We start from the raw sequence: 23,830 nt of genomic DNA, 5'->3' as shown, positions 1-23,830 counted from the left end.
GGCAGTCTGAAGCGGTGGAGTGGTTGCCCGCGCCGGCCGCTGTCAGTACTCGCGCGGTTGGATTCCGCTCGCCATGCCGATTAGTCGCTCGACATGTGCATGCAACTTCCGGGGCGGCTTCGGGTTGTTGATCGAGTCCCGGCCGGCGAGCTCGGCACGAGCATCACCGACTTGTTCAGTTCGTCCGAGCGCAGTAGCGGCCACGTCGTCCGCGCCGAAGAGCGCGAGGTCATCGTCGTCCAGTGGCCGCCCGAGAGGAAGCACACGCAGCGATCGAGGTTGCACGATCCAGCCGCGTGCCAGGTAGGTTCGCTCGAGCCCGCTGTCGATCTGAAATCGAATGTCCGTGGACGGCCCAGCCAGCCGATCTCAACTGACACGTTGCTTCTCCGGCTCGCGAGCACCCGATTCGTCCGGGCGGCCGCCATCTCGGAGGGCGAGGTGCGGCCACACTGCGTTGCGGCTGTCATCGTTGCCCTGCAGCAGGTTCTCGGGGCCGTGTGCTTGTGCGAGCCCTGCTCGCCACCTCGAAGCGAGGTGATGACCCTTTGCCCGGCAAGGTGCTGGCGCGGACGGTGACCGACGGCCGTTGCGAAACGACGTCGTCTAGAGGGCTGCCGGTGCCGAATCGGCGCTTCGCTTAAGGAACGTCGGCCACTGACTCGTGGCGGACTCGGCCTGCCGGTTCGCGGACTTGCGAGCGGCGATCCGGCTCGTGCGGCGCCGCGGTCAGGGCTGGTCGCCCGCGAGAGCGAGTGCGCGCTCCTCGGGAACTCCCAGCATCAGCAGACTCGTGATCGTCGCCGCACGAGCGCTGAGAGTCCCGTTCGAAAGGCTGTTGTCCGCGATGGCGAACACGGCGTTGTAGGCAAGCTGGCTCAGGATGGTTGCAGGCAGGTGCTCCGCGAACACGTCGCTGTCCTGGCCCCGCTTCACGAGGCCGGCCAGGAGGTCGTCGACCGGCCCGAGCAAGCCGTGAATCGCCTCGCTGTACTCGCCTCGGCGCAGCGCCAGCAGCACTCGGTACCGGTGCGTCACCGGCCAGACGCGGGCAACGAATTCGGCCCATCCCGCGTCCGCTTCCGCGGCCGACGCGTTGACCTCGGTGAGCACGGCTGTCATATCGGCGACGGCCCGTTCCGTGAGCGTCCGAACCAGGTCCAGGCGGGAGGGGAAATGGCCGTAGATGGTGCGTCGGACGACGCCGGCGGCCGAGGCGATGTCGCCCATTCCGGCGTCGGGGTTCTCTCCCAGCACGTCGAGGGCGACGTCGAGGATGCGGTCGCGCTTCTCGATCATCGAGCGCGTGCGGGAGGACTCGGCAGGCACGACACCATTGTTGCACACTGGTGTGCAACGGCGTAGATTGCACACCAGTGTGCAATGAAGGGTTGTGCTGTGCTTCGACGCTCAGGAGAAGGCAATGACCGCACCGACGCCGCCGGCCTCGGCTCTCGTCCGCCCGTTCACCGTCTCGATCCCGGATTCGGAGATCGACGACCTGAAGCGGCGACTTGCCAGAACCCGATGGCCGGACCCGGAAACGGTGGCCGACTGGTCGCAAGGGGTTCGCGTGGAGAACGCCAGATCTCTGGTCGGCTACTGGGAGCGCGGCTACGATTGGCGGCGTTTCGAGTCCGAACTGAACCGCTTCCCGCAATTCCTGACCGAGATCGACGGGCTGGACATCCACTTCATCCACGTCCGGTCCAAGAATCCCGATGCGATGCCGCTGCTGCTCACGCACGGATGGCCAGGTTCGACAGCGGAGTTCCTGAAGCTGATCGGCCCGCTGACCGATCCGGTTTCGTCCGGGGGAGACGCCGCCGATTCCTTTGACGTTGTCGTCCCGTCTCTCCCCGGGTTCGGCTTCTCCGAAAAGCCATCGGAGACGGGGTGGACCGTATCGCGCGTCGCGAACGCGTGGGTGGAGCTGATGAAGCGTCTCGGCTATCCGCGCTGGGCCGCGCAGGGCGGCGATTGGGGCGCTGTCGTCACCACCGCGCTCGGGGCCATGGAACCTGAAGGACTGCTCGGAATTCACCTGAACACTCAGTACGCCTTCCCCGAACAGATCCCCGATACCTTGTCGCCCGAACAGCGCCACGCCGTGGAGACCCTCGCCCGCTACGCCGGCGAACTCGGCGGGTCGAACCACCTCCAGGGCACGAGGCCGGAAACTGTCGGATTCGCCCTGGCGGACTCTCCCGTCGGCCAGGCCGCCTGGATCTACGAGAAGTTCCAGTCCAAGACCGACAACCACGGGCTCGCCGAGGATGCGATCGGCATCGACGACATGCTCGACGCGATTTCCCTCTACTGGTTCACCAACAGCGCGGCGTCGTCCGGCCGCATCTACTGGGAGAACAAATCGCTCACCTTCGCCGGCCCGAAGCTGAGGCTTCCAGTCGCCGTGACCGTCTTCCCGAAGGACATCCCACGCCTGCCGCGAAGCTGGATCGAAGACGCCTACAGCAATCTGATCCACTACGGCGAGGCCGGCAAAGGCGGACACTTCGCGGCCTTGGAGCAGCCCGATATCCTGGTCAATGAAATTCGCGCTGGTCTGCGCACTCTTCGTTTCGAAGCCCACTCCACGCCGGCAGTTCGTGAGTGAAGAACAGCTGCCGAGCCGTATCCAGGTCAGCGGTGTGTCGCGCCGCGTAGCGGCTTCCCGATCCATCAGACGCTGTTCCGGATCTGACAAAGAGAAAGCTCGGTGACGACGATCAGCTGTTTCGTCGTCAGCCTGATTGGCCGTGCTTCGACGAGAGCGAGAGCAAACAGGTCGGCGACGATGATCTCGCCCCTTGAGTCTGGCTCGCCTGCCAGGGCGGGCCGCCGGAAGGCCGAGCACCAGGCACTGCGGGCCGCGATACCCAAACTAGGCTGAGTCGCAGATCAGGCTCCCCCGTTCGAGAGATCGCCAGGCTCGCTGTTCGCGGGGCCGCGCGGGTGCCGACCTGGCCCGGCCATCGTCGAGCACTCTGACGACATACCGGAGCATTGCAGACATCCGCTGAACCACCCGTCGCTGCTGGCTGTGAAGCAGTTCGCGGAGTTCGCGACCCAGCCGGGGATGGAGGTGCCTGTTCCTTCGGCGAGACGTTGGCTTGATCCTGAATTCACGGAACAACCACGGGTACCCGCCAGGGGCTCTGCTTCGAATCGCGAGGCACCGTTGATGATCAGCGGCTGTGCTGTCTGGCTCGAGCTGAGGTCGTGCGCGCTGCGGGCAGTGGTTCGGCGAGGCGGCTCCAGTGCTTCTCGATCGCGGCGAGCGCTTTCGACATCAGCGACCGGGTGACTGCCTCGGCGAGGGCGCGGTCGCGTGCTCGGTAGGCGTCGACGAGGTAGCCGTAATCGCGGCAAGAGACCTCCAGCCGGCCCGGCAGCGACAATCCGAAACTGCGCAGCCGGTAAATCCGCAGGCCGAGCGAGTCGATCAGCGCGCCGACCCGGCGGTTGGGGCAGATGGCGGCCTCGACGCGGCGGAAGTCCACAGTGGCGTAGAAGTACGCCTGCGCGTCGCCCGCGTCGCGGGCTGTCCGCAACCGGGCGAGCGGCTCGTCCAGTTGCTGGATCTCATCGTCAGCGGCCCGTTCGGCTACCGCCCCGGCTATCAGTGCATACAGCCCTGCGCGGATTTCGTAGAGATCGCGCACCTCGGGGAGGGAGAGCGTGACCACGCGGGGGCGGCGCCGGGGTTCGATCTCCACCAGTCCTTCGCGCTGCAGGACCCCGAGCGCCTCGCGCACCGGGGTCCGGCTGGTGCCGAATCGCCTGCCCAGCTCGGCCGAGGTCAGCTGGCACCCGCTGGGCAGCTCGCCCTCGATGATCTCCCTGGCCAGCTCCGCGGTCATTCGCCGTACCAGCTCCCCGTGCCCGGCGAGGCTGGGCGAATGCGCCAGGGCCTCGGTGATCCCCGCGGGGGCGGCCGGTGAGGCGGGTTCCTGCGCGTGCATGGGGGCACCCTATCCCGGCCGCCGACGCCCCGGCACCTGCCGCGGTGTCCGCGCGTACCCGCCAATCTGTCGCCAGATTGCTTGCAATCATCGCTAGCGGCTGCCTATTGTGGGGCGCACTCCATAAAGTGTCGACAGATTGGCCCTCATGTCTCAAGTACCCATCACCGTGGACCACGTCCGCGACTTGCTTCCCGAAGCCGGCGAGATCGCCAGGAAGGACCTGCGCGACAGCGTCCTGGACGTCTGGGTCCGGGCCTGGCGCTCCAGTGCCTGGCAGCAGTTGTCCGACGTGCCGAAATCGGTCGACCTGCCCAGCAGCCGGACGCTGACGACGCATTCGCGAGCGGTGGCCCGGATGTCGGCGCAGATGGCCGACACCGTCACGCAGCTGCACGGCATCGCCGTCGACCGCGACGCGGTGCTGGCGATCGCGCTGCTGCACGACGTCTGCAAGATCCACGAGTTCGAGCCGGCTCCGGCGGGAGGCGGGCAGTGGTCCACGCCCGGACGCCGGTTCCAGCACGGTTTCCTCAGCGCGCATTGGATGCTCGAAGCCGGGATGGACGATGACCTGGTCCACGCGGTCATCGCGCACACGCCGCATTCGTCAGTGGTCCCGCAGACTCAGGAGGGGGTCATCGTCCATTACGCGGACTTCGCCGACTCCGACGCGCAACTGCTCGACGCCGGGCAGCGCTTGTTCTGCAAGAGGCGCCCGTGAACGCGACTGTCGACAGTTCGGGAGCGGTGCGTTACGACCTCGGCGTGCTGTGCGCCTTCGCCGGCGATGTGCTGCGGACGACGAAAATGCGGCCGGAAGACGCGCGGCTGCTCGCCCGTTCGCTCGTCGAAGCCGACGCGACGGGGGTGGCGACGCACGGGCTGACTCGTCTGCCCGCCTATCTCGCCCAGCTCCGGGCTGGACAGGTGAATCCGTTGCCACAGGAGAAAGTCCTCGCTGAAACGCCGTCCGCGGTCCTGGTCGACGCGGACCGGGGGTTCGGGGTTCCGGTCGGCGTCCGCATGATCGACCGGCTCCTGCCGAAAGCCCGCGAAACCGGGGTCGCTTTCGGCGGGGTGCGGCGTGTTGCGCATTTCGGGGCGGCCGCGTTCTTCACCCGCCGCGCGGCGGAACAGGGCTTCCTGGCCTTCGCGATGAGCAGCACGTCGCCGTCGGTGGTGCCCTTCGGCGGACGCGGCCCGAGGATCGGCAACAGCCCGATGTCCTTCGCCGCGCCGGGAACCGATGCGCCCGAGCTGGTCCTCGACATGGCCCAGTCGGTCAGTTCACGCGGGCGGATCAAGGTTTTCGCGGCGGAGGGCAAGGAGCTGCCGCCGGACTGGGCGGTGGATCGCGACGGCCTGCCCACCCGCGACCCGGCGGCCGCGCTGGCCGGGGGAGTGCTGCCCAGCGGCGGGCACAAAGGCGCGGCGCTGTCGCTGATGGTCGAAATGCTGGCTTCCGGGCTGACCGGCGCGCACTTGACCCAGGACATCCGGCACGCCGGGTTCACCGCGGCGGGCACTCCCGACCTCGGCGCCGACGTCACCGTCGGCAATGCCTTCCTGGTCCTCGACGCGGCGATGTTCGGCGACGCCGCGGCCGTGCGCCGCCGGGCGAGCGACATCGCGGACCACGTCCGCCGCAGCGAACCGGCCCGCGACGTCGAGCGCGTGCTCGCGCCGGGCGATCCCGAACGGGCGCGGTTCGCCGCGACGAGCGAGAGCGGCGTTCCGATCGCCCCGGCGACCGCGCACAGTCTCGACGTTCTCGCGGCTGAACTCGGGCTCGCCGCCCCACTTCCCCTCAACGACGATCAGGGAGCACTCAATGGACGCGGACGCGAGCACGGAACGGGCGCAGTATTCGAATGAGAACGGCCCGGCCGCGCGCGGCGGCCGGGAACGCTGGCGGATGATCATGACGGCGTCCGTGGGCAATTTCGCGGAATGGTACGACTGGGGCATCTACGGCGTCGTCGCCACCTTGATCGCTCAACAGTTCTTCCCCGCCGGCAACAGCGCGCTGGCGCTCGTCGGCGCCTACGCGATCTTCGCGATCGCGTATCTGACCCGGCCGTTCGGAACCGTTGTCTTCGGGCACATCGCCGACAGCCTGGGCCGGCCGAAGGCGCTGACTTTCACCATCGTCCTCACCTGCACGTCGACCGCGATGATCGGGTTCATCCCGACCTACGCCTCGATTGGCGCCGCGGCGCCGTTGCTGCTCGTACTGTGCCGGCTGATCCAGTCGCTCGGCACCGGCGGGGAGCACGCCACGGCCATCGCTTTCGTCTACGAGCACGGCGCCAGCGGCAAGAAAGCGAAAGCAGTCGGGATGCTCAGCGCGCTGACGCTCGCCGGACTGCTGTCCGGGACGCTGCTGGCGACCGGCCTCTCGGCGATCCTGCCCGACGGCGCGTGGACCTCCTGGGGCTGGCGCGTCCTGTTCTGGCTGTCGCTCCCGATGGGACTGATCGGGCTCTACGTGCGCCGGAACGCCCGTGACGGCGAGGAATTCCGGCAGGTGAAAAACCATCAGCGGCGGAAGGCCGCCCTGCGCAGCTCGCCGGTCCTGGAGGCGATCCGCACCTCGTGGCGCAAAATCCTGGTGTTCGTCGCCTTCCTCGGCACCTGGTCGATCGTCTCCGCGATCGTGACCTCCTACCTGGCGACCTTCCTGAAACAGAACCACGCGCTCACGCAAGCCCAGGCCTACGGCGCGAATACCACCGCCTCCGCGTCGGCGGTGGTATTCGTCCTGCTCTTCGCGCCAGTCGTGGACCGGGTGGGGCTGTCCCGGGCGACCGTCATCGCCAGCATCTTCGTGGCGGCGGCGATCGTGCCCGGATTCCTGCTCGCCGGAACCAATCTGGCCGGCGCTTACCTCGGCGCCGTCCTGCTGGGCATGGCCAAGGGAGTGCTGGCTGTGCCGTCGCTGCTGGCGGTCAGCCAGATCTTCCCGGCGCGGTTCCGGGTCAGCGCGGGAGGATTGTCCTACAACCTCGCCGCCTCCGCGCTCGGCGGCACCGCGCCGCTGGTCGCCGTCGCGCTCAACGAAATTTTTGGCTCCTCGCTGGGGTTCTCGTGCTACATCGTCGCGGCGGCTCTGGTCACGCTCGTCATCGCGCTGACCGTCGGCAGGCGGTGGATGACGGAATCCGCGGAACATCCGGGCAGTCTCGCCCGCTGATCCCGCGGGATCGGAAGCGCCGCGAGACCGGTTGGCTGCGGGCGGCTGATTCGCCCGCAGCCGGCCGGGTTGTTCGCGCTCTGGCCGGTGTCCGGATCGGGCCGCCGCCGCTCTCCGCCGGGCCGTGCCGGTTTGCGAAGCGACACGGAAGGTTCGTCATGGAACTGCACGCACGAGACCGGCAGGCCAGCGGCGGCTTCGATGGAAAGACCCCGCGGCCGGACCGGCCCCGACACGATGGGCGACTTTGCAAGGTCCACGTCAAGGGGCCGATCCTGCTAGCGAACTGCTGACGCCACACTTGCGCGACGGTTGGCCGTGCCCGGTATGTCGCGAATCCGGTGTACTTCGGCTGCTCGTCGATGAAGGGCGTGATCGAGGCGTGCACCAAGTGCGCAGTCAAGACTCTCGCCAGCCGCTCCGTCTTCGCAGGCTTTGACGCGGCGGTGCCATTCGGCGAACGACCGGTCTTCGGTGTCGTGCCGGGCCGCTCAGCTTCGCCACAGCGTCCGGACGGTGCCGGGGAATCCGGCAACTCCGCGTGGGCCGTTGAGAGCCAGGTTGAACAGGAATCCCGGCAGGATCGACAGGACCACAGCGGCGAACTCCTCCGCTGGCCGTCCGGCCCAGGCACCGGCCCGCTGGCGCTCGCGGATGAGGTCGGCGAGGTCCTGGCTCATGTCGACGCTCGCCTTTTCCAGCCGTTCGGCCAATGCCGGGTTGCGCAGCGCCTCGGACCAGACCATCAGTGCCACAGCGGCAAGCTGCTTGTCTCTGTGTCGCTCCGTCACCGCCTCCAGCAGCTCCGCCATCACCTGGCCGACTCCGCGCTCGCCGCCGCTGCGGGTCAGCGCGGCGTGCAGCACCTCGGCGACGTCGTCCAGGTTCTGGGAGGCGACGCCCAGGATCAGGTCGTCTTTCTTCGTGAAGTACCGGTAGACGGCTCCCGCGGACTTGCCGGCCTCGGCGAACACGTCCTGCATGGACGTGCGGTGGAAGCCGTTGCGGACGAAGCAGCGGCGTGCCGCGGCCAGGATCTCGGCACGCTGATCGTCCTTGTACTGCTGGCTCACCCGCGGCATGGGCCGTCCTTCCTCGCCGGTTGACACCCGTCGGACACAAGTCTATCTTAAGAAAAGCGGACGTCCGTTCTTTTTATCCGTCTAGTCCGCAGCACGACGAGGAGAGGATCCATGCGCCTGCCACTGCTCCGCCCTGCGGACCTGACCGCCGAACAGCAGTCCCTTTACCAGGCCTTCGACGCGATGGTCGAAGGCGGCGAGGAGTACACGGGCTTCGAGGTGCGCGATGCCGACGGTGCATACGTCGGGCCGTGGGGCGTGATGCTGCACTTCCCGGAAATGGGCCGGGCGCTCGGGCGCTTCGTCGACCTCGCCCAGCAGCTGCCTGGCCTGTCCGAGCGTGCGCGCCAGGTTGTCATCCTGACCGTCGGGGCGCGCTTCAACGTCGCGTACGAGATGTACGCGCACGCTCGGCTGGCCTCTCGGGCCGGGCTGCGCGCGGACCAGATCGCCACTCTGTGCGCGGGCGGCCGTCCGGCCGGCCTCGCCGAGGACGAGGTGCTCGCGGCTGACGTCGCGACGGCGCTGACCGAGAGCGGCCCTCTGCCGGGGCCGCTTTACGGCCACGTCGTCGAACGGCTGGGGCAGGACGCCCTCGACGCGATCGTGTTCGTGACCGTCCACTACCTGGCGCTCGGCGCCATCCTCAACGCCTACGACGTGAAGGCGCCCGCCGCAAGCTGACCGGCCGGAGCCGGGAGCACAGCCCGACCGCCGTCACCTGGCGACCCGACAGTTTTGGCGGCATAACAGAAAGGAGGAGAATTCCATGTTCGACGGAACCCCCGATCCCGCGGATTTCGGAACGTTTGGCCGCTACACGGAAACTCCAGTAGCCGAAATGCCGACGGAAATGCGCAGCGCGTACGACTACACCATGGAGCTGCGCGGCCTGGTCCCTGGTCCCTGGTCCGCACAAGATCTGGCTCGCCAACCCCGCGTTGCTGAAGGCCATCGTGCCGACCGGGGCGTACTTCCAGAAGGACTCGTCGCTGTCGAAGGCCGAGATCGAAATCGTCACCAACGTCGTCAACGGCCGCTGGCTCGCGGCCTACGGCAACTATGAGCACGAGAAGATCGGGGTGGAACTGGGGGGCTTGGACCCGCGGCAGGCCGAGGCCCTGATCGCCGGCCTGCCGACCTCGTTCGACGACCCCCGGCAGCAACTCGTGTACGAACTCTCGTCGACCCTGGTGCGGCCGCGCGTGGTTCCCCTCGGCCTGTACCGCCGGGCGGAGGAGACGATCGGCGTGGCGGGCATCGTCGATGTCACCGTGCTGATGGGCTGGTTCACCAGCGTCTCGCTCACCCTCGCCGCGTTCGACGTGCCCTCGAACGCGGCCGGCCTGAAGCAGTAACCCACATTCGAGAAATCGGAGAATTGCCATGCCGATGACACCTGTCCCGGACGTCGCCCTGACTCCGGTCGCCTATTTCCCGGAAAAGTACTTCCTGGAAAACCTCGCGGTCCGCGCCGATGGTTCGGTGCTGATCACCGCGGTACTCCAAAAACAACTCTGGATCGTGCCGAGCACGCCGCCGGGTTCGACGGTCGAACCGGTTCTGGTGCACGCTTTCGACCACCTGATCACCGGGGTCGTCGAGGTCGAACCCGATGTGTTCATCGTCAGCGTTACCGACGGGTACGCCACTCACGAATCGCATCTCGTGCGGATCGACCTGAGCGGCTGGGCGCCCGGCGAGCCAGTGGCCCCGGAGATCGTCTTCACCTTCGACGACCGCGTCCGTGCCCTCAACGGCAGCTGCCTGCTCGGCCCCGGAGTGCTGGCCGTCGCCGACTGCTTCGACCCCGGGCGGATCTGGCGGGTCGACCTGGGCGAAGGCGCGAGGAGTGCGAGCGCCCGGGTCTGGCTCGAGCACGACACGATGGCCGACGATCCGGACAGCGAGATCGCGCCGCCGCCGCAGCCGGGCGTCAACGGCGTCCGTTACAGCGCGCGGACCGGATACCTTTACTACACGTCGACCGCGCAGAAGGTCTTCATGCGGGTACCGGTCGACCCTGGCACGCTCGACCCGGCAGGCGGCGCGGAGTTCGTCGCCGCGATCGACAACGCCGACGACTTCTGCGTCGACGAGGACGCCGGATTCGCTTATGTCACGCGGCATCGCGCCAATACGCTCGACCGGGTGCCGCTCAAGCCGCGGCACGGCAGCGAGGTCCGCCACCTCGCCGGCGATCCGTTCGACGAGGTCCTGGTCGGTCCTTCCAGTGCCGTCTGGGGTCGAAGCTCCGGTGACTACGGCCGGGTCATGTACGTGACCACGGACGGCGGTACCACCGCCCCTCCGGACGGGGTCTTCCGCAAGGCCGCGTTGCTGCGCGTCGTACTGTCCCCTCGGGCCGAGTCGTGAACCGGCACAGCGAATTCGTCACCACGTAGGCCTCTATCGAGACCTGCGTCGACGGGACCGGGCCCGACGCGGTGACCTTGCCGCCCTGCGGCCGGGACGGCGGCGAGGACTTCGACACGGTCACCGGCGTTCTGGCCGACGCGGGGTTACCGGGGCCTGCGACCGCAACCGCCCGGCACCGGACGGTCGACCGGACCGATGACCGGCATCACCGTCGGCGAACTCGGCCATGGACCCGCCGTCGTGCTCGGGCACGCATACGGCAACTTCGATGGCCGAACCGTGGCCACCAACCACCCGGACACAGCGTCCGCGGTGCCTAACTGAACGGCTTCTTCGTCGCGGGGGATCCATCCTGATATCCATTGTGGACCGTCGTTCTCGGATGCCGTCGGGAACGGCGTTCACCTCGATGCGGCGCATGGCTCAGTCAGAGCGGTTCCTCGTGGATTACGCCGTTCTTCGCGATCAGTGCGAGGTTCTTCAGCCGGTCGGCGGGGGAGTCTTCCGCGAACACCCGCCGGTCCTTGGTGGGAGTGTTCGCATGGGTCGCGGGCACTCGGCCGAGACCAGTTTCTTCGAATTGGCCATGGAAGCAGATGCCGGTTGCGGGCACGGTATTGCCGTGCGGTTCGGCAGGCCGCGGCAGACGGCCGGTGCCCGGGTACGGATCCGGTCGAGCCGTGCGTTTTCTTGACCGCGGCAGCGAACGAGGAGGACATATGCGGATGCCCCGCTTCGCGCTCGAGGATTGGGTTGCCCAGTACCGGTCTGCCTGCGCCTATTCGATCGGTAGTTCCGATGTCGATCCCTTGACGCTCGACGAACTGCTGTCCGGCGCCGACAGCGAGATCCTCGGGCTCTGGTCGAAACTGACCCTGTCCTATGGCCACTCCCGCGGAGCGGCGGCCCTCCGGGACGAGATTGCCGAGCGCTACCAAGGCATCGACGCCGAGCGGGTACACACGTTCAGCGGCGCTACCGAGGCGATTTTCGCTCTGCTGAACGTTCTGGTCGCGACTGGTGACGAAGTCGTCGTCGTCGGTCCGAGCTATCAGCTGGTGTCGGACCTGCCCGTGGCCATCGGGGCCCAGGTCCGGCGGGTCGACCTGCGCGCCGACCGGGAGTGGGCGCTCGATCTCGATGAACTCCGCCGCGCGGTCACCGCGCGGACCCGGGTCGTCGTGCTCAACTTCCCGAACAACCCGACGGGCACGTCGCTGTCCCGGGACGAATTCGACGAGGTGCTCGCCATCGCCCGCGAAGCGGATGCGTGGCTGGTGAACGACGAGATCTACCAAGGGGTAGAAGACGACGCCGACCGGCTGCCTGCCGCGGCTGAACTCGGCGAACGCTGTGTGAGCATTGGTTCGATGTCCAAGGTCTACGGTTTGCCCGGCGTCCGGCTCGGCTGGGTCGCGGCACCGGACGCCAGGCTCATGGACGAACTGCGCACCTACCGCTACTGGACGTCGTTGAGCAACAACGTTGTCGGCGAAGTCCTCGCGCTCGCCGGACTTCGCCAATCGGCCCGCCTCATCGATCGCGCCAAAACACTGCTGAGTGCGAACAAGGCCGCGCTGGAGCAGTTCGCCGCTGGACACCCGGGCCTCGTCCGCTTTACCTCGGCGAAAGCAGGCACGACCACCTTGCTCGAACTCCGGAACCATGAGGCGACCGCAGTCGCGCGCCGGCTCGCGCAACGGCATTCGGTCTTCGCGGTGCCCGGAGCCGCGCTCCACCTTCCGGATCGGTATCTCCGGTTCGGGCTCGGCCGCGCCGCGGTGCCGGTCGCGCTGGAGGCCCTCGACAGCGTTCTGAAAGAATCGTAGAACTTCTCGTTCCGGCAGGGCTCCCGCGATTCGCCGGTCACCGCAGCCTGCGACCGGCCGGGTCGCCCCGGCTCAGGTGGCGCTGGCCTGGGTCTGCGCCCAGGCCAGCGAGCACGACGTCCAGCTCGACGAGGTCTTTGACGTCGCGCCCACCGGTGACCTCACCGGTCCGGAAACCGGCAGCTATCAGCGGCTGCTGGACATCGCCCCTGCCGCGGTCCAGCTCTGGCCGAATTCGAGGGGAACGACCTCGATCGGGTCACCGGCAAGATTTGCCGCGAGCTGGGTCGGCAGAGCGTCGCCGGGGGTGTGGTGGACCGGAATCACGGTCGATACCCCGAGCCATCGAGCTGCGGCTGCCGCGTCAAGGGGCGGTAGTTCGACTACGCGAGTCGCGCCGAGCCACAGCCCGCCGATTCCGAGTACGGCTGTCTCCGGACGGTAGAGCTCGCCCCAGGTTCGCAGGTCCTGGGACAGGGAGGTGTCGCCGCCGCAGAACACGCGCGCGCCGTTGTCCGTGGTGAGCATGAACGACTGCGGCTGGTCGGCGACGAATCCGCTCTCGGTGGTCATGCTCGACTCGTGGCGGGCGGGCAGGGAGCGCAGCGTCACGTCCCGGTGCCGCACCTCGACTCCGGAGACCGTGACGGCAATCCGTTCGATGGGAACTCCCGCGGCGCGAGCGGACGCGAACAGGGCTGTTCCGCACACCAGGACGGAGTGTCCTGATCGGACGATCTCCAGCGCCTGGGCACGGTGGTCGAATCCGGCGTGGGTCACGACCACCACATCGACGTCCGCCAGGTCGACCGGCCGGATCGGACTTTGCGGGAGTCCGTGATGGATGCCCTGACTGCCCGTGAGGTAGGGGTCCACCAGGACTCTGGTCCCTCGTTCGGTGGTGATCACGTAGCTCGCCCAGCCCACCCGCCGGATGGTCAGGGGACCGAGCGCGTTGCCTGCCGGACGACCCGCGAGGTGCTCAGTGGCGAACGCGGCGATCCGGTCCAGCAACAGGCTCGTCGCGTCGGTGTCGAGGACCGGGAAGCCGTGCGGCATGCCGTCGTACAGCTCGAGGCTGACCTCGTTGCCGGCGGCCGCGGCCCGCTCGGCGAATCGCACGGTGTCGTCCCGTAGCCGCTCGTCGCCGCCGCACACCATCATGAGCGGGGGCAAGCCTGGGCACGCTCCGGTGAGCGGCGAAACATCACCAGCTGGGTCCGCGTCCCCGAGAAACGCGTCCCGCGCCTGGCGAAGCTCCTGGTGCGTGACCACGTCATCATGGCCGTTCGCGATACTCGCGCCGCCGAAGGTGAAGTCCGTGATGGGGGAGACCGTGACCGCCGCCGCCGGCAGCGGTTCACCAGCCGTGCGAAGCCGCAGCAATGCCTGCAATGTCAGCGTCGCGCCGGCGGAATGGCCGATCAGAACGATGCGGTCGGCGGGGAACCCCTGCTCTAGCAGCGCTCGGTAGGCGTCGAGCGTGTCGTCCAGTGCGGCCGGATAGGGATGAGCTGGGGCCAGCCGGTAGCGCGGCATCAGGACCGGCCATCCGGTGGCGGCGGAGAGCTTGCCGGCGAGCACGTTCGCCGGTTCCTCGAATTGGAAACGACGGCCGTGCAGGTACAGGACGACTCCGTCGACGGAGGTGCCCGGCGCGGCGACCCATTCGCCGGTGATGCCGCCGACCTGGAACGGAGAGGTCGCGATCGTCGGACCCTGGTCGGCTGCCATGCTCACAAGGCGTTCTCCGGTGTCGGCGGCGCCGTGTGCTTTCGTGCGGACCTCCGCCATCCGCGTGGCGTCGCGCGCGGAAAGAGGATGGTGGATTGCGTGCATGGAAGAACTCCTCACTGGCCGGTTATATTGTCCGCAACGGTGACGTCCCGCGTGGTCGAAGTGTTCGGCAGCAGGTCGTCCGGCCACGAGGAAGTGCGCCCGCGTAGCCCGCTCCCGGAGTTCTGCGGATCCAGCACCGCACGAGGCGGGAAATACGGGACCGGCGACGGCGCGCCGCGTGTCTGTCAGCCGGTCGGCTGGTACACCGTTTTGCGTTGCTCAGGCGGCTGTGTCGCGTTGGGCGACCTGAGGCGACCGCATCTCGCGTGCGGGCGCGGTCCGCTGCCGCACGAAGCCCGCACACGCCGCGGCGACAACGGCCACAGACGCGAACAACAGCAGACTGGTGGCCGCGCTGGCGCCCGCACCGACGATCAAACCCGTGACGACGGGACCGACGACGGACCCAAGCCGTCCTGCGGCCGATACCCACGCCACGCCCGATGCCCGGCAGGACGTCGGATAGAAGTTCGCGGCGAACCCGTAGATCAGGACCTGGGTGCCGAGCGTGCCGCCGCCGGTGAGGAATGCGAGCGCGAGGAGCGCCGGCGTGGGCAGGTCGACAGTCAGCAGGACGATGCATGCGGCAGCGAGCACGAGGACGGAAGCGGTCACGACGCGAGGCCCGGCAAGATCGGCGACTCGACCGCTGAAGACGGGGACGATCATGCCGCCTGCGCTCAGCAGGAGCAGGAACAGCAGTGCCGTCGACGGACTGTGCCCTGTGCTCTGCATCAGCACCGGCAGCCAGGTCGACAGCCCGTAAACCAGCAGCAGAGTCAGGATGCTCAGCAACCCCAGCAAAGCGGTCACCCGCAAGTGATCGCGAGAGAACAGCCCCTTCATTCCGTTGCTGCCGCGCCCAGCACCGGCCGAGTCGGTCACGGCCCCGCCGTCGAGCCCGAATGCGTCGGCAATGGAGTCGGCTTGCTTGGTGCGACCCCGGGCACGGAGCCACGCCGGTGATTCCGGCAGCAGGAGCGCCAACACCGGCACGAGGACGACCAGCGGAAGCGCGCCGGTCCAGAACATCACGCGCGGCCCGAACTGGGGCAGCAGCGCCAGCGCCAGCAACGACGAGACGATGCCTCCTCCCGCGGCGCCGGTCCAGGCGATGGCGCTGTAGGACTGACCGCGGCCTCGTGGCGCGAACTCCACCGCGGTCACACCGGCCGCGGCCACTGCGGACCCGACGCCGAGGCCGACCATGAACCGCGCGATGCCGAACATCGCGACGCCTGCGGGCAAGGCGCACACGGCCATCCAGAACGAGAACCACACTGTGCCCACGATGATCGTCCGACGCCGTCCGAGCCGGTCGGCCAGCGCACCGGCCACGAGCGAGCCGATCAGGAGACCGACGAGCGAGCAGCTGCCGATCAGTCCCGCTGTCGCCGGGGTGAGCCCCCAGGAAGGCGTCTTCAGGATTGTCGGCAGCACTGTGCCGTAGACGATCAGGTCGTAACCCTCGACGAGGATGACGAGGAAGCACAGCACCAGAACCAGCCGCTGTGAACCATGTGTTCTTCCCTGAACAACCATGCTCGTATCCGTCCTTCTCCGAGTCAGCATTGACCGGGATGCCGTGTGCTGACGGGTAGTGTGTGGGACCTGATAGGCGGGTCACCAGTTACGGGACCTTCCTAGTAACGGCAGTTACCTGGCTCGGCGGAGAGTGCTTGTGGTTATCGAGGACCGCGAACGCAGGAAGGAGCTCGCCGCCTTCCTGCGGTCCCGGCGCACCGCGCTCGATCCAGTGGCCGCGGGCTTCCCGACCACCGGCCGGCGCCGTACGGCCGGGTTGCGCCGGGAAGAGGTGGCCGCGCTGGCTGAGATCAGCGTCACCCTGTACACCTGGCTCGAGCAGGCACGCCCGGTGCCGGTCTCTGTCGCCGCCCTCACCCGTGTCGCCGCGGCGCTGGCGTGCACCGACGAGGAAACGCAGCTGGTGCTCACGCTGCTCAGCGGACGCGGGCCGGCGTCACCGGAGCACGATGGCGCCGCGGCGGCGGGACTCGTCGGCTTGGTGGCTCAGCAAGACCCGTCTCCGGCTTGGTTGATCGGGCCGCGCTGGGAAGGCTTCGGGCAGAACGAGAGCGCGCGGCTGGTGTTCGGCGACTGGACGCGCCGGGACGTCGCCGATCGAGGACTCCTGACCCTGATGTTCACTGATCCGTTCATTCGATCTTTGTTCCGGGACTGGCACGAGCAGGCGCGGCGGCTGATCGCGGAGTTCCGGCTGAGCACGGCGCTGCACTCGGGCGATCCCGCGCTCAGCGCCATGGTGGACCGGCTCGTCCAGGAGAGCCCCGAGTTCCGCGAGTGGTGGCAGCAGTATCCCGCGCAAACCCGCGCCGAAGCCACCACCACGCTCGATCATCCGGAATTGGGGACCCTCGTGTTCCAGCACGTGCCCCTGCGAACCCAGGACGCTTCGGGCATCCGCGCCAGCTTCCTGGTACCGGCCGACGAGGCCACCGCTGGCGCATTGCGGTCGACAGGCATCCGGCCCCGCTTCGGTCCGGGCGACCTGACCGGTGAGTGACTCATCGCTGAGCCGCTGACGCGGTCCCGAATGGCCAGCGCTGTGCGAAATCGCCGAGCCGCGAGGTCTCTCTCTCCCCCCGGGGGAAGGTTCTCGGGGAACTGGCGAAGACAGGCCGGTCGGGTTAGTAGGTTCCACATCGAGGTGCACCCGCTGAGCAGAGGGGAGGAGACGAAGCAATCGACTCCTCGCTGCTCAGGGGCATTCTCGCGCAGCGGTCCGCTGGATGTGGACCAAGGTTGTGCGTCGCGCTTGCCCGTCCCGTGTTGCAGCCGCTTTAATGCCGTGTGACCGACCAGGTGCTTCGCGCGGTGGCGACTGTGCATATTCTGGGCTGTCTCGTTCCGCTCGCGTGAGGTGACCATGGCTGTTGAATCGACCAATCGCGCGTTGGTCGTGCTGGACATGTTGGCTACCAGCAATCCGGGTCCCAGCATTCGGCGAGTCTCCGAGCAGCTGGGCTTGAGCCGCAGCGCGACGCATCGCATTCTGCAGTCCCTCGCCGAAGAGGGGTACGCGACCCAGTCCCGGCACGGCGAGTACTCGGTCGGACCGCGCCTTGTCCAGCTGGCCGCCCGCGTGATGTCCGTTTCGTCGACGGCAGCGTCGATCGAAGGGGTCATGCGCGCGCTGGTGGACGAGGTCGGCGAGAGCGCTTACCTGTCGAGGTTCGACCCGGTGGATCTCGTCGCTGTGCACGTGCGCAGGGTCGAGTGCACCAAGCCGCTGCGGTACGTCCATGAGCTGGGCACGCAGATTCCGCTGCACGCCGGTGCCGCGGGCAAGGCGATCCTGGCCGAATGCGGCGAGGACGTATTCGAGCGTATCGACCGGGTGCGTTACACGGACAACACGATCACGGCGGTCCGAACACTGCGTGCGGAGTTGAAGGCGATCGCGAAACGCGGGTTCGCGACGAGTGTCGACGAGTACATCGAAGGCGCCGCGGGAGTGGCGGCACCGATTTGCGTGGGCGGAGCCGTGGTCGGCGCATTGACGGTCACGTTTCCTGTCGGGCGCACTCCGGAGGCGGGTCTGGAGTCATTGGGCCCGGACGTTCGCCGTTACGCCGCCCAGATCGCTCAGCTCCTCAGCGCGATGGGGATGACCTCGCTGTAACACGCTCCGCGTGCGGGAGTCGCCGACTTCGCGTCCTTCCTGCCCGGGCCACCAGGCCCGCGCTGCCACTGAGCCCACACGGCCGTCCGGATGGACGGCCGTGTTCTCTTCCACCCGCTCGAGGCGGAAGCGACCCGTATTCCGGGGCGCTCGCCGTGAGCCCACCTCGCGTCCAGCGTCTTTCGAAGGCTGCCAGAAACCGGGTCGCTGAGGGCAAATCGCCTCGGATTCGACCTGCCGGAGTTCCCGCCTGATGGTTGACACGGCCATTTCACGGCACCTACTGTCTCTGGGACAGTGTCCCGCACAGAGGGACGCTCGAGGAAGGGGAACCACCGCATGTCGCATCGAGGAGCCGAGGTCGTGTCGGCGGCGGACTACTACCTCGAGGCAGGAACGTCCCAGGAGTTCGTGTTCACCGGTGGCCAGACCGGGCACAACGCGGACGGGAAACTGGTGCTTTCGTTCGATGAACTCGATCCGTCGGTCCGTCACGAGCTGAGCACGGGCTTCCTGCTCGTCGACGCACCGGAGCGGCGCGTTCTTCCCCAGGCATGGCAAGCACTTCAGAACCTGGAGGACTCGCTCCGCAAGCAGGGCTCGTCCCTCGTTCAGGTCGCGCATCTGCGCGTGTTCCTTCGCGACCCGCAGCACTATCGAGGCGTCGTGCGGGTTCTGCGGCATGTGTTCGGGGAAAATCTCCCGTCGGCGACCGTTCTGGGCGCGACCGCTCCTGGCGTCGACCCGCGGGTCGACGTGCTGCTCGACGCGATCGCGCTCCACGGGGACCGCAGGCCCGACCATCGGACTGTGGACCCGCTGGGCCGGCTGACCGCGCCGTTCCCGAACGCGACCGTAGCGGGCTCGCTGGTCTTCACCACACCGGTAGGCGGTGTCGACCCGGCGACGGGGCTCGCCGTCGGAAGCTTCGAGCAGCTCTCCGCTCCGGACGCCGCCAATGGCCGGGCCAACTGTCCTGACCCGTGGAGCGAAGCCGCGGTAGCCGAGCACATCGCACTGTGGCGCAACGTGCGAACGGTGCTGGAGGGCGTGGGCTCCGACTTCGGTCAGCTCGTCCGCCAGTGCGGCTGGCTGGGACAGTCGCTGCAGGATTACGCGCCGACGGCCCACATCAGGAAGCACATTATGTCCGAACAAAACCGTTCGGCGATGAGCGCGTTCCCGATGAGCTGGCTTCCGGACCCCCATGCGGCCGTCATGTTCGGCGTGATCGCGGTTTCCGAGTCAGGGCGTGCCACCGGGGGCGAACGGCACAACCCGCCCGCGCCGCACGGGGTCGGACCGTACTACGTGCCGGCCACCCGCGCCCGCGACGTCATCTTCCCCGCGGGCGAGGTGCCGATCAACACCGAGCTGCCGAAGCACATCGACGGGTTCGACGACCTCGACGTCGCGCTCAAGCCGCGCTTGAGCGGCCGGATCGTCGAAGAAATCGACAACACCTCGCAGACTCACTTCATTTACAACAAGATCGGTGAGACGCTGGCCGCGCACGGGGCCTCCCTGGCCGACGTGGTGCACCAGACTGTCTATTTGCGACAGCCGTACAAGCTGCCCGCGGTCGAGCGTGTCGCCACGCTGTTTTTCGGTCCGACGCTGCCGGCCACCACCGTCGTCCCTATCGTCGGCACCTCGCCGTTCGCCGAGGCCTCGGTCGAGATCGAGGTCACCGCGGTAAGCCCGCGGTCCGGCAAAGCCTGAGACGCACTGGCTGCGCCAAGGGGAAAGACACCTAGCAAGAAGGGAATTTCCGTGGAATACCAGGACATCGAGGTCTCGATCGACAACGGCGTGATGACTCTCGTGTTGAACCGGCCGGAGCGGATGAACTCCATCAGCAAAGCCACCGGGGACGAGATCCTCGACGCGCTCACCGCGTACCGGGACGATCACGACCTCCTTGCCCTCGTCATTACCGGCGCGGGTGAAAAGGCGTTCTGCAGCGGGATGTACGTCACGGAGGCCGCGGAGGATTCGGCGAAATCCGGGCGGACCCAGGGATACACGATCTTCCGGCCGTGGACGGACATGATGCAGTCGCTGGAGAAGCCCATCATCTGTGCGGTCAACGGCGCGTGCGTCGGCGGTGGATGGCACCTCGTCGCCGACAGCGATATCGTCCTCTGTTCCGATAACGCACGGTTTCTCGACACGCACGTGAACATCGGGCTGATCAACGGTGTGGAGGCGGCGGGCTTCGCATGGAAGATGCCGGTCGGCATCGTCATGCGCATGGCGATCGAAGGCAGGGACTTCGTCGTCGACGCCGAGGACGCCTACCGCTGGGGACTGGTCACGGAGGTGACCTCTCGAGAGGATCTCCTCGCCCGGGCGACACTGATCGCGCGGAACATCGCCGACAAGGCGTCCCCGCTGGCCGTGCAAGGCACCAAGCGCGCCGTTCACGGCGCGCTCCGCCGCGGCTTTCTCGAAGGAATTCCGTTCGCGTGGGAGACCCTCGAGGACATCCAGGACACCGAGGACGTGGCCGAAGGCTTCCGCGCGTTCGTCGAGAAGCGGGCACCGCACTTCACCGGAAGGTAATTCGCCGACATGACGAGGCAAAGCCGGTACCAGCCAGATGGCCGGTACGTGACCGAACGGATTCGCCGCGGCGTCGTGTTCATCGAGTTTTCGTCCCCTCCGGTGAACGCGCTGTCCTTGCCCCTGCGCGCCGAAATTTATCGTGCGGTGTCGAAGCACGCCGACGAGCACAGCGCCCGAGCCATCGTGCTCACGGGGGCACGCGGCACCTTCTGCGGTGGGGCCGACATCCGTGAATTCGACTCCGGTGGGAACCTCGAGTCGCCCACCTTGCGCGAAATCATCTCGCTGATCGAGTCCAGCCCGGTCCCGGTCATCGCGGCCATTTCCGGGGTTGCGTTGGGCGGCGGCCTCGAACTCGCCGCAGCCTGCCATGCGCGCGTATCTCGAGAAGACGCACAACTCGGCCAGCCGGAGGTGGTGCTCGGCATGGTGCCCGGCGCCGGTGCGACACAACGGCTTCCACGACTCATGGGGGTGGGTTCCGCGCTCGAACTCATCACCACCGGACGGTCCGTCTCGGGTGCGGATGCCGCTGCCTCCGGCCTCGTGCAAGCCGTCATCGGCGAAGACATGGTGAACGACACTCTCGAGTTCCTGGACCACGCTCGTCCGGAACAACTGCTCCTCGCTCGCGATCGACGGATCGCGTCGACCGAGGAAGAGGATCGCGCTGCCCTCGAGCGCCTAGCCGCTAAAGTGCCTGATTGTCTTCGTCCCGGCTCGCCCGAAGCTCTTTGTGCCGAAGCTGTGATGAACGTGCACTCCCTTGGCATGGACGACGGACTCGCACGCGAACGCGAACTATTCGAGGTGTCTCGTGCCTCGCGGGCGGCAGCCGCGCGGCGGCACCTCTTTTTCGCGGAACGAATCGCACGGCGCACGCCACGCGGGGCCAAGGCGCGTCACATCACGCACATCGCTGTTGTGGGACTTGGGGCGATGGGCCGGCACATCGCCGTGGCGGCGGCGCGGGCCGGCTGCAAGGTGAGCGGATACGACGTCAGTAGAGAGGTCACCAGCGACGCCCGACGCTGGTCGGCCGCATTCGCCGAGCGACAGCTGCAGGCGGGGAAAGTCACCGCCGACGAAGCAGGCAGGATCGCCACCGGCATCACCTGGGAGTCCGATTTCGACAGCGGAGCAGCCGCGGATCTCGTCGTCGAAGCCGTTGTCGAGCAACCAGCGGTCAAGGTGAAGGTGCTGAAGGAGGTGAGCGGCGCTGTCGGCCGCGAAACGCTCATCGCCACCAACACATCCGGCATCGACCTCGACTACCTCGCGTCGGGAACCGTTGACGCCAGTCGATTTCTTGCGATGCATTTCTTCAACCCCGCGACGCACATGCGCCTGGTGGAGATCGGGCGCGCGAAAGAGACCTCGGACGACACCGTGGCAACAGCAGCCGATGTCGCCACGCGGATGTCGAAGGTTCCCGTCGTCGTCGGAGCCCACGACGGGCTCGCCGCCAACTACACGTTCAGAGCTTATCTTCGCCAGGCCGAAAACCTTGTTCTGCGCGGGGCGTCCTGCGGCGAGGTGGACGAAGCGTTGCGGGAGTTCGGATTCGCGATGGGCCCGTTCGCGGTCGCGGATCTCGCCGGCATCGACGTGGGGTGGCACGGCCGCAACGAATCGGCTCGGGTGAACGACATTCGCCCGTGGGCGCCTGTCTCGGACGCGCTCTACGAGGCGGGGAGGCTCGGCCGCAAGGCACGGGCCGGGTGGTACGACTACCCGGCCGGAGAGCCGCCGCAGGAGTCGGCCGAGACGATCAACGTGCTTCAGCAAGTCCGAAAGAGGCACGAGGTCCCGGCGCAGACGTTCGCCGACAACGAAATCGTCGACGCCTGCATGTTCGCGATCATGAATGCGACTGGACGACTCCTTGAAGCGCAGGTGATCACGGACAGCGCGGCCATGGACGTCATCTGGACGAACGGGTACGGACTCAGCCGGGACGCGGGCGGTCCCGTGTTCCAAGCCGAACGTGGGCTGTTCGCGCGCTGGCGGGCAAAGTGCGACGTCTTGCTGGCCTGGGACGAGGTAAATGATCCGGCGTTGTCGCCGTGGCTGAGCGATGCGCTCGGGGCGTAGTTCAAGTTCGAATCACGAGAGAAGAGGCGACGTGGCACAGAAGGAAAAAACCCGGATGGACCCGATGGACCCGGCGGGCGTTTCTTCGTTCCTCAGCGAGGACGAGGTCGCGGTCCGGGACACCGTTCGGCAGTTCATCAGGGAGCGCTTCCTCCCGAACGCGGGACGCCGCTTCGAATCAGGAGAACACGACCGGGAGTTCGTGCGCGAACTCGGGCGCCTCGGCGTCCTCGCCATGCATCTCGACGGCTACGGGTTCGGCGGTGCATCCGTGGTCCAGTACGGATTGGTGTGCGCGGAACTCGAGGCCGGCGATTCCGGCATCAGGCAGTACGCGAGCGGGCTGCCGGTCACCGCGATCCACAAGTTCGGCAGCGACGACCAGAAGAACCGGTACCTGCCCGGTCTGGCGACGGGCGACCTGCTCGCGGCCTATGCTCTTACTGAGCCGGACGTCGGCAGCAACCCCGTCGAAATGCGGACCCGCGCTCGACGGGACGGCAAGGACTGGATCATCGACGGCGCCAAGACGTGGATCACCAATGGGCACACCGCAGATGTCACGGTCGTTTGGGCGGTTTCCGACGACGGCATCAGGGCCTTCCTGGTATCGAAGGACACTCCGGGTTTCACCGCCCGGCCGATCCCGAGCCTTCTGTCGATGCGGGTGTCTGCCACCAGCGAACTGTCCTTCGACGGCGTCAGAGTTCCCGAAGAGGCCGAACTCCCCGGTGTGCGGGGCCGAGGGCTTTCCGCGGCTTTCTCCTGCCTGACCTATGCCCGGCTGGGAATTCTGTTCGGCGCCGCGGGGGCCGCTCGCAGCTGCCTTGAGGCAGCCGTGGACTACGCCACCACGCGTACCCAGTTCGGCAAGCCGATCGGCAGTTTCCAGCTGACCCAGCGAAAGCTGTCCCAGATGGCGATCCAGGTCGCCCAGTCCCAGTTGCTGGCCCTGCACATCGGGCGTGCCAAGGACGCCGGCACTGCCTCCGACAGCCTGATCTCGATGGGCAAGGTGTCCAACGCGAAGGCGGCACTCGAAGTGGCCCGAACGGCACGGTCGGTGCTGGGCGCGAACGGAATCTCCTTGGAGTACCCGGTCATGCGGCACCTGGCCAACCTCGAAGCCGTGAACACGTATGAGGGTACCGAGGAAATGCACACCCTGATCATCGGCCGCGCCCTCACCGGGCTCTCCGCGTTCAAGTAGGAGG

Annotated in this window: 21 protein-coding genes; 15 read left to right on the top strand and 6 right to left on the bottom strand. The window is 67.5% G+C overall.

From position 1 onward, the window contains the following. Window positions 1-729: 729 nt before the first annotated feature. Window positions 730-1,329, bottom strand: coding sequence for a TetR/AcrR family transcriptional regulator (locus EIZ44_RS21745; protein WP_134730853.1), 600 nt, complete (start codon window positions 1,327-1,329; stop codon window positions 730-732). 94 nt (window positions 1,330-1,423) lie between these two features. On the opposite strand from EIZ44_RS21745, the gene EIZ44_RS21740 reads away from it, so the two are divergent. After that, window positions 1,424-2,617, top strand: a complete 1,194-nt coding sequence (locus EIZ44_RS21740; protein ID WP_134730851.1) for an epoxide hydrolase family protein — start codon at window positions 1,424-1,426, stop codon at window positions 2,615-2,617. A 571-nt stretch (window positions 2,618-3,188) separates the two neighbouring features. On the opposite strand, the gene EIZ44_RS21735 is transcribed toward EIZ44_RS21740, so the two are convergent. Continuing rightward, window positions 3,189-3,965, bottom strand: a complete 777-nt coding sequence (locus tag EIZ44_RS21735; RefSeq protein WP_134730849.1) for a GntR family transcriptional regulator — start codon at window positions 3,963-3,965, stop codon at window positions 3,189-3,191. Window positions 3,966-4,113: 148 nt separating this feature from the next. On the opposite strand from EIZ44_RS21735, the gene EIZ44_RS21730 reads away from it, so the two are divergent. Genes EIZ44_RS21730 through EIZ44_RS21720 form a run of 3 tightly spaced genes read left to right on the top strand, consistent with a single transcriptional unit; the run spans window position 4,114 to window position 7,161 of the window. Beyond that, window positions 4,114-4,689 carry an HD domain-containing protein gene (locus EIZ44_RS21730; RefSeq protein WP_134730847.1) on the top strand — a complete coding sequence of 192 codons (576 nt, stop codon included), beginning with the start codon at window positions 4,114-4,116 and terminating at the stop codon, window positions 4,687-4,689. Beyond that, on the top strand, window positions 4,686-5,843 hold the full coding sequence (locus EIZ44_RS21725; RefSeq protein WP_134730845.1) for an Ldh family oxidoreductase: 1,158 nt from the start codon (window positions 4,686-4,688) through the stop codon (window positions 5,841-5,843). Before EIZ44_RS21730 ends, EIZ44_RS21725 begins: the two co-directional genes overlap by 4 nt. Continuing rightward, window positions 5,800-7,161: an MFS transporter gene (locus tag EIZ44_RS21720; protein ID WP_134730843.1), complete on the top strand. Its 1,362-nt coding sequence runs from the start codon at window positions 5,800-5,802 to the stop codon at window positions 7,159-7,161. Before EIZ44_RS21725 ends, EIZ44_RS21720 begins: the two co-directional genes overlap by 44 nt. A 491-nt stretch (window positions 7,162-7,652) precedes the next feature. Here the strand turns inward: EIZ44_RS21720 and EIZ44_RS21715 are convergent, their stop codons facing one another. Next, window positions 7,653-8,243, bottom strand: coding sequence for a TetR/AcrR family transcriptional regulator (locus tag EIZ44_RS21715; protein ID WP_134730841.1), 591 nt, complete (start codon window positions 8,241-8,243; stop codon window positions 7,653-7,655). 111 nt (window positions 8,244-8,354) lie between these two features. Here EIZ44_RS21715 and EIZ44_RS21710 point away from each other — a divergent pair, with 111 nt between their 5' ends. The 4 genes from EIZ44_RS21710 to EIZ44_RS45965 all read left to right on the top strand — a co-directional run bounded on the left by EIZ44_RS21710 (window position 8,355) and on the right by EIZ44_RS45965 (window position 10,946). Then, window positions 8,355-8,927: a carboxymuconolactone decarboxylase family protein gene (locus EIZ44_RS21710; RefSeq protein ID WP_134730839.1), complete on the top strand. Its 573-nt coding sequence runs from the start codon at window positions 8,355-8,357 to the stop codon at window positions 8,925-8,927. Between the two features lie 272 nt (window positions 8,928-9,199). Continuing rightward, window positions 9,200-9,601 (top strand): carboxymuconolactone decarboxylase family protein, encoded by a 402-nt coding sequence (locus EIZ44_RS21705; protein ID WP_205673260.1) that lies wholly within the window; start codon window positions 9,200-9,202, stop codon window positions 9,599-9,601. Between the two features lie 28 nt (window positions 9,602-9,629). Next, window positions 9,630-10,619 (top strand): SMP-30/gluconolactonase/LRE family protein, encoded by a 990-nt coding sequence (locus EIZ44_RS21700; protein ID WP_134730837.1) that lies wholly within the window; start codon window positions 9,630-9,632, stop codon window positions 10,617-10,619. A 198-nt stretch (window positions 10,620-10,817) separates the two neighbouring features. Beyond that, window positions 10,818-10,946: a hypothetical protein gene (locus EIZ44_RS45965; protein ID WP_275291873.1), complete on the top strand. Its 129-nt coding sequence runs from the start codon at window positions 10,818-10,820 to the stop codon at window positions 10,944-10,946. A gap of 103 nt (window positions 10,947-11,049) precedes the next feature. Here the strand turns inward: EIZ44_RS45965 and EIZ44_RS45960 are convergent, their stop codons facing one another. After that, window positions 11,050-11,178: a hypothetical protein gene (locus EIZ44_RS45960; RefSeq protein WP_275291874.1), complete on the bottom strand. Its 129-nt coding sequence runs from the start codon at window positions 11,176-11,178 to the stop codon at window positions 11,050-11,052. Between the two features lie 163 nt (window positions 11,179-11,341). Between EIZ44_RS45960 and EIZ44_RS21695 the strand changes: the two genes are divergently transcribed. Beyond that, a complete protein-coding gene (locus tag EIZ44_RS21695; protein WP_167754233.1) occupies window positions 11,342-12,451 on the top strand; it encodes an aminotransferase class I/II-fold pyridoxal phosphate-dependent enzyme in 1,110 nt (369 codons plus the stop codon). A 186-nt stretch (window positions 12,452-12,637) separates the two neighbouring features. On the opposite strand, the gene EIZ44_RS21690 is transcribed toward EIZ44_RS21695, so the two are convergent. Then, window positions 12,638-14,290 carry an alpha/beta hydrolase fold domain-containing protein gene (locus tag EIZ44_RS21690; protein WP_134730833.1) on the bottom strand — a complete coding sequence of 551 codons (1,653 nt, stop codon included), beginning with the start codon at window positions 14,288-14,290 and terminating at the stop codon, window positions 12,638-12,640. Window positions 14,291-14,509: 219 nt separating this feature from the next. Beyond that, complete coding sequence (locus tag EIZ44_RS21685) at window positions 14,510-15,832, bottom strand: MFS transporter (protein ID WP_134730831.1); 1,323 nt, start codon at window positions 15,830-15,832, stop codon at window positions 14,510-14,512. Between the two features lie 139 nt (window positions 15,833-15,971). Here EIZ44_RS21685 and EIZ44_RS21680 point away from each other — a divergent pair, with 139 nt between their 5' ends. From EIZ44_RS21680 to EIZ44_RS21655, 6 genes are all read left to right on the top strand, one after another. Next, window positions 15,972-16,835: a helix-turn-helix transcriptional regulator gene (locus EIZ44_RS21680; RefSeq protein WP_167754232.1), complete on the top strand. Its 864-nt coding sequence runs from the start codon at window positions 15,972-15,974 to the stop codon at window positions 16,833-16,835. A 363-nt stretch (window positions 16,836-17,198) separates the two neighbouring features. Further along, the gene (locus EIZ44_RS21675) at window positions 17,199-17,954 is read left to right on the top strand and encodes an IclR family transcriptional regulator (RefSeq protein ID WP_134730827.1); all 756 of its coding nucleotides are present in this window, start codon (window positions 17,199-17,201) and stop codon (window positions 17,952-17,954) included. 339 nt (window positions 17,955-18,293) lie between these two features. Continuing rightward, the gene (locus tag EIZ44_RS21670; RefSeq protein WP_134730825.1) at window positions 18,294-19,676 is read left to right on the top strand and encodes a RidA family protein; all 1,383 of its coding nucleotides are present in this window, start codon (window positions 18,294-18,296) and stop codon (window positions 19,674-19,676) included. A gap of 51 nt (window positions 19,677-19,727) precedes the next feature. Next, a complete protein-coding gene (locus EIZ44_RS21665; protein WP_134730823.1) occupies window positions 19,728-20,519 on the top strand; it encodes an enoyl-CoA hydratase/isomerase family protein in 792 nt (263 codons plus the stop codon). Window positions 20,520-20,567: 48 nt separating this feature from the next. Then, window positions 20,568-22,616, top strand: a complete 2,049-nt coding sequence (locus tag EIZ44_RS21660) for a 3-hydroxyacyl-CoA dehydrogenase NAD-binding domain-containing protein (RefSeq protein ID WP_167754231.1) — start codon at window positions 20,568-20,570, stop codon at window positions 22,614-22,616. Window positions 22,617-22,671: 55 nt separating this feature from the next. Continuing rightward, window positions 22,672-23,826: an acyl-CoA dehydrogenase family protein gene (locus EIZ44_RS21655; protein WP_134730958.1), complete on the top strand. Its 1,155-nt coding sequence runs from the start codon at window positions 22,672-22,674 to the stop codon at window positions 23,824-23,826. Window positions 23,827-23,830 lie beyond the last annotated feature (4 nt).

The organism is Amycolatopsis nivea (assembly GCF_004522235.1).
Taxonomy (GTDB): Bacteria; Actinomycetota; Actinomycetes; order Mycobacteriales; family Pseudonocardiaceae; genus Amycolatopsis; species Amycolatopsis nivea.
The sequence above is the reverse complement of the archived record's forward strand: the minus strand, read 5'-3'. Positions and strand labels throughout refer to the sequence as shown.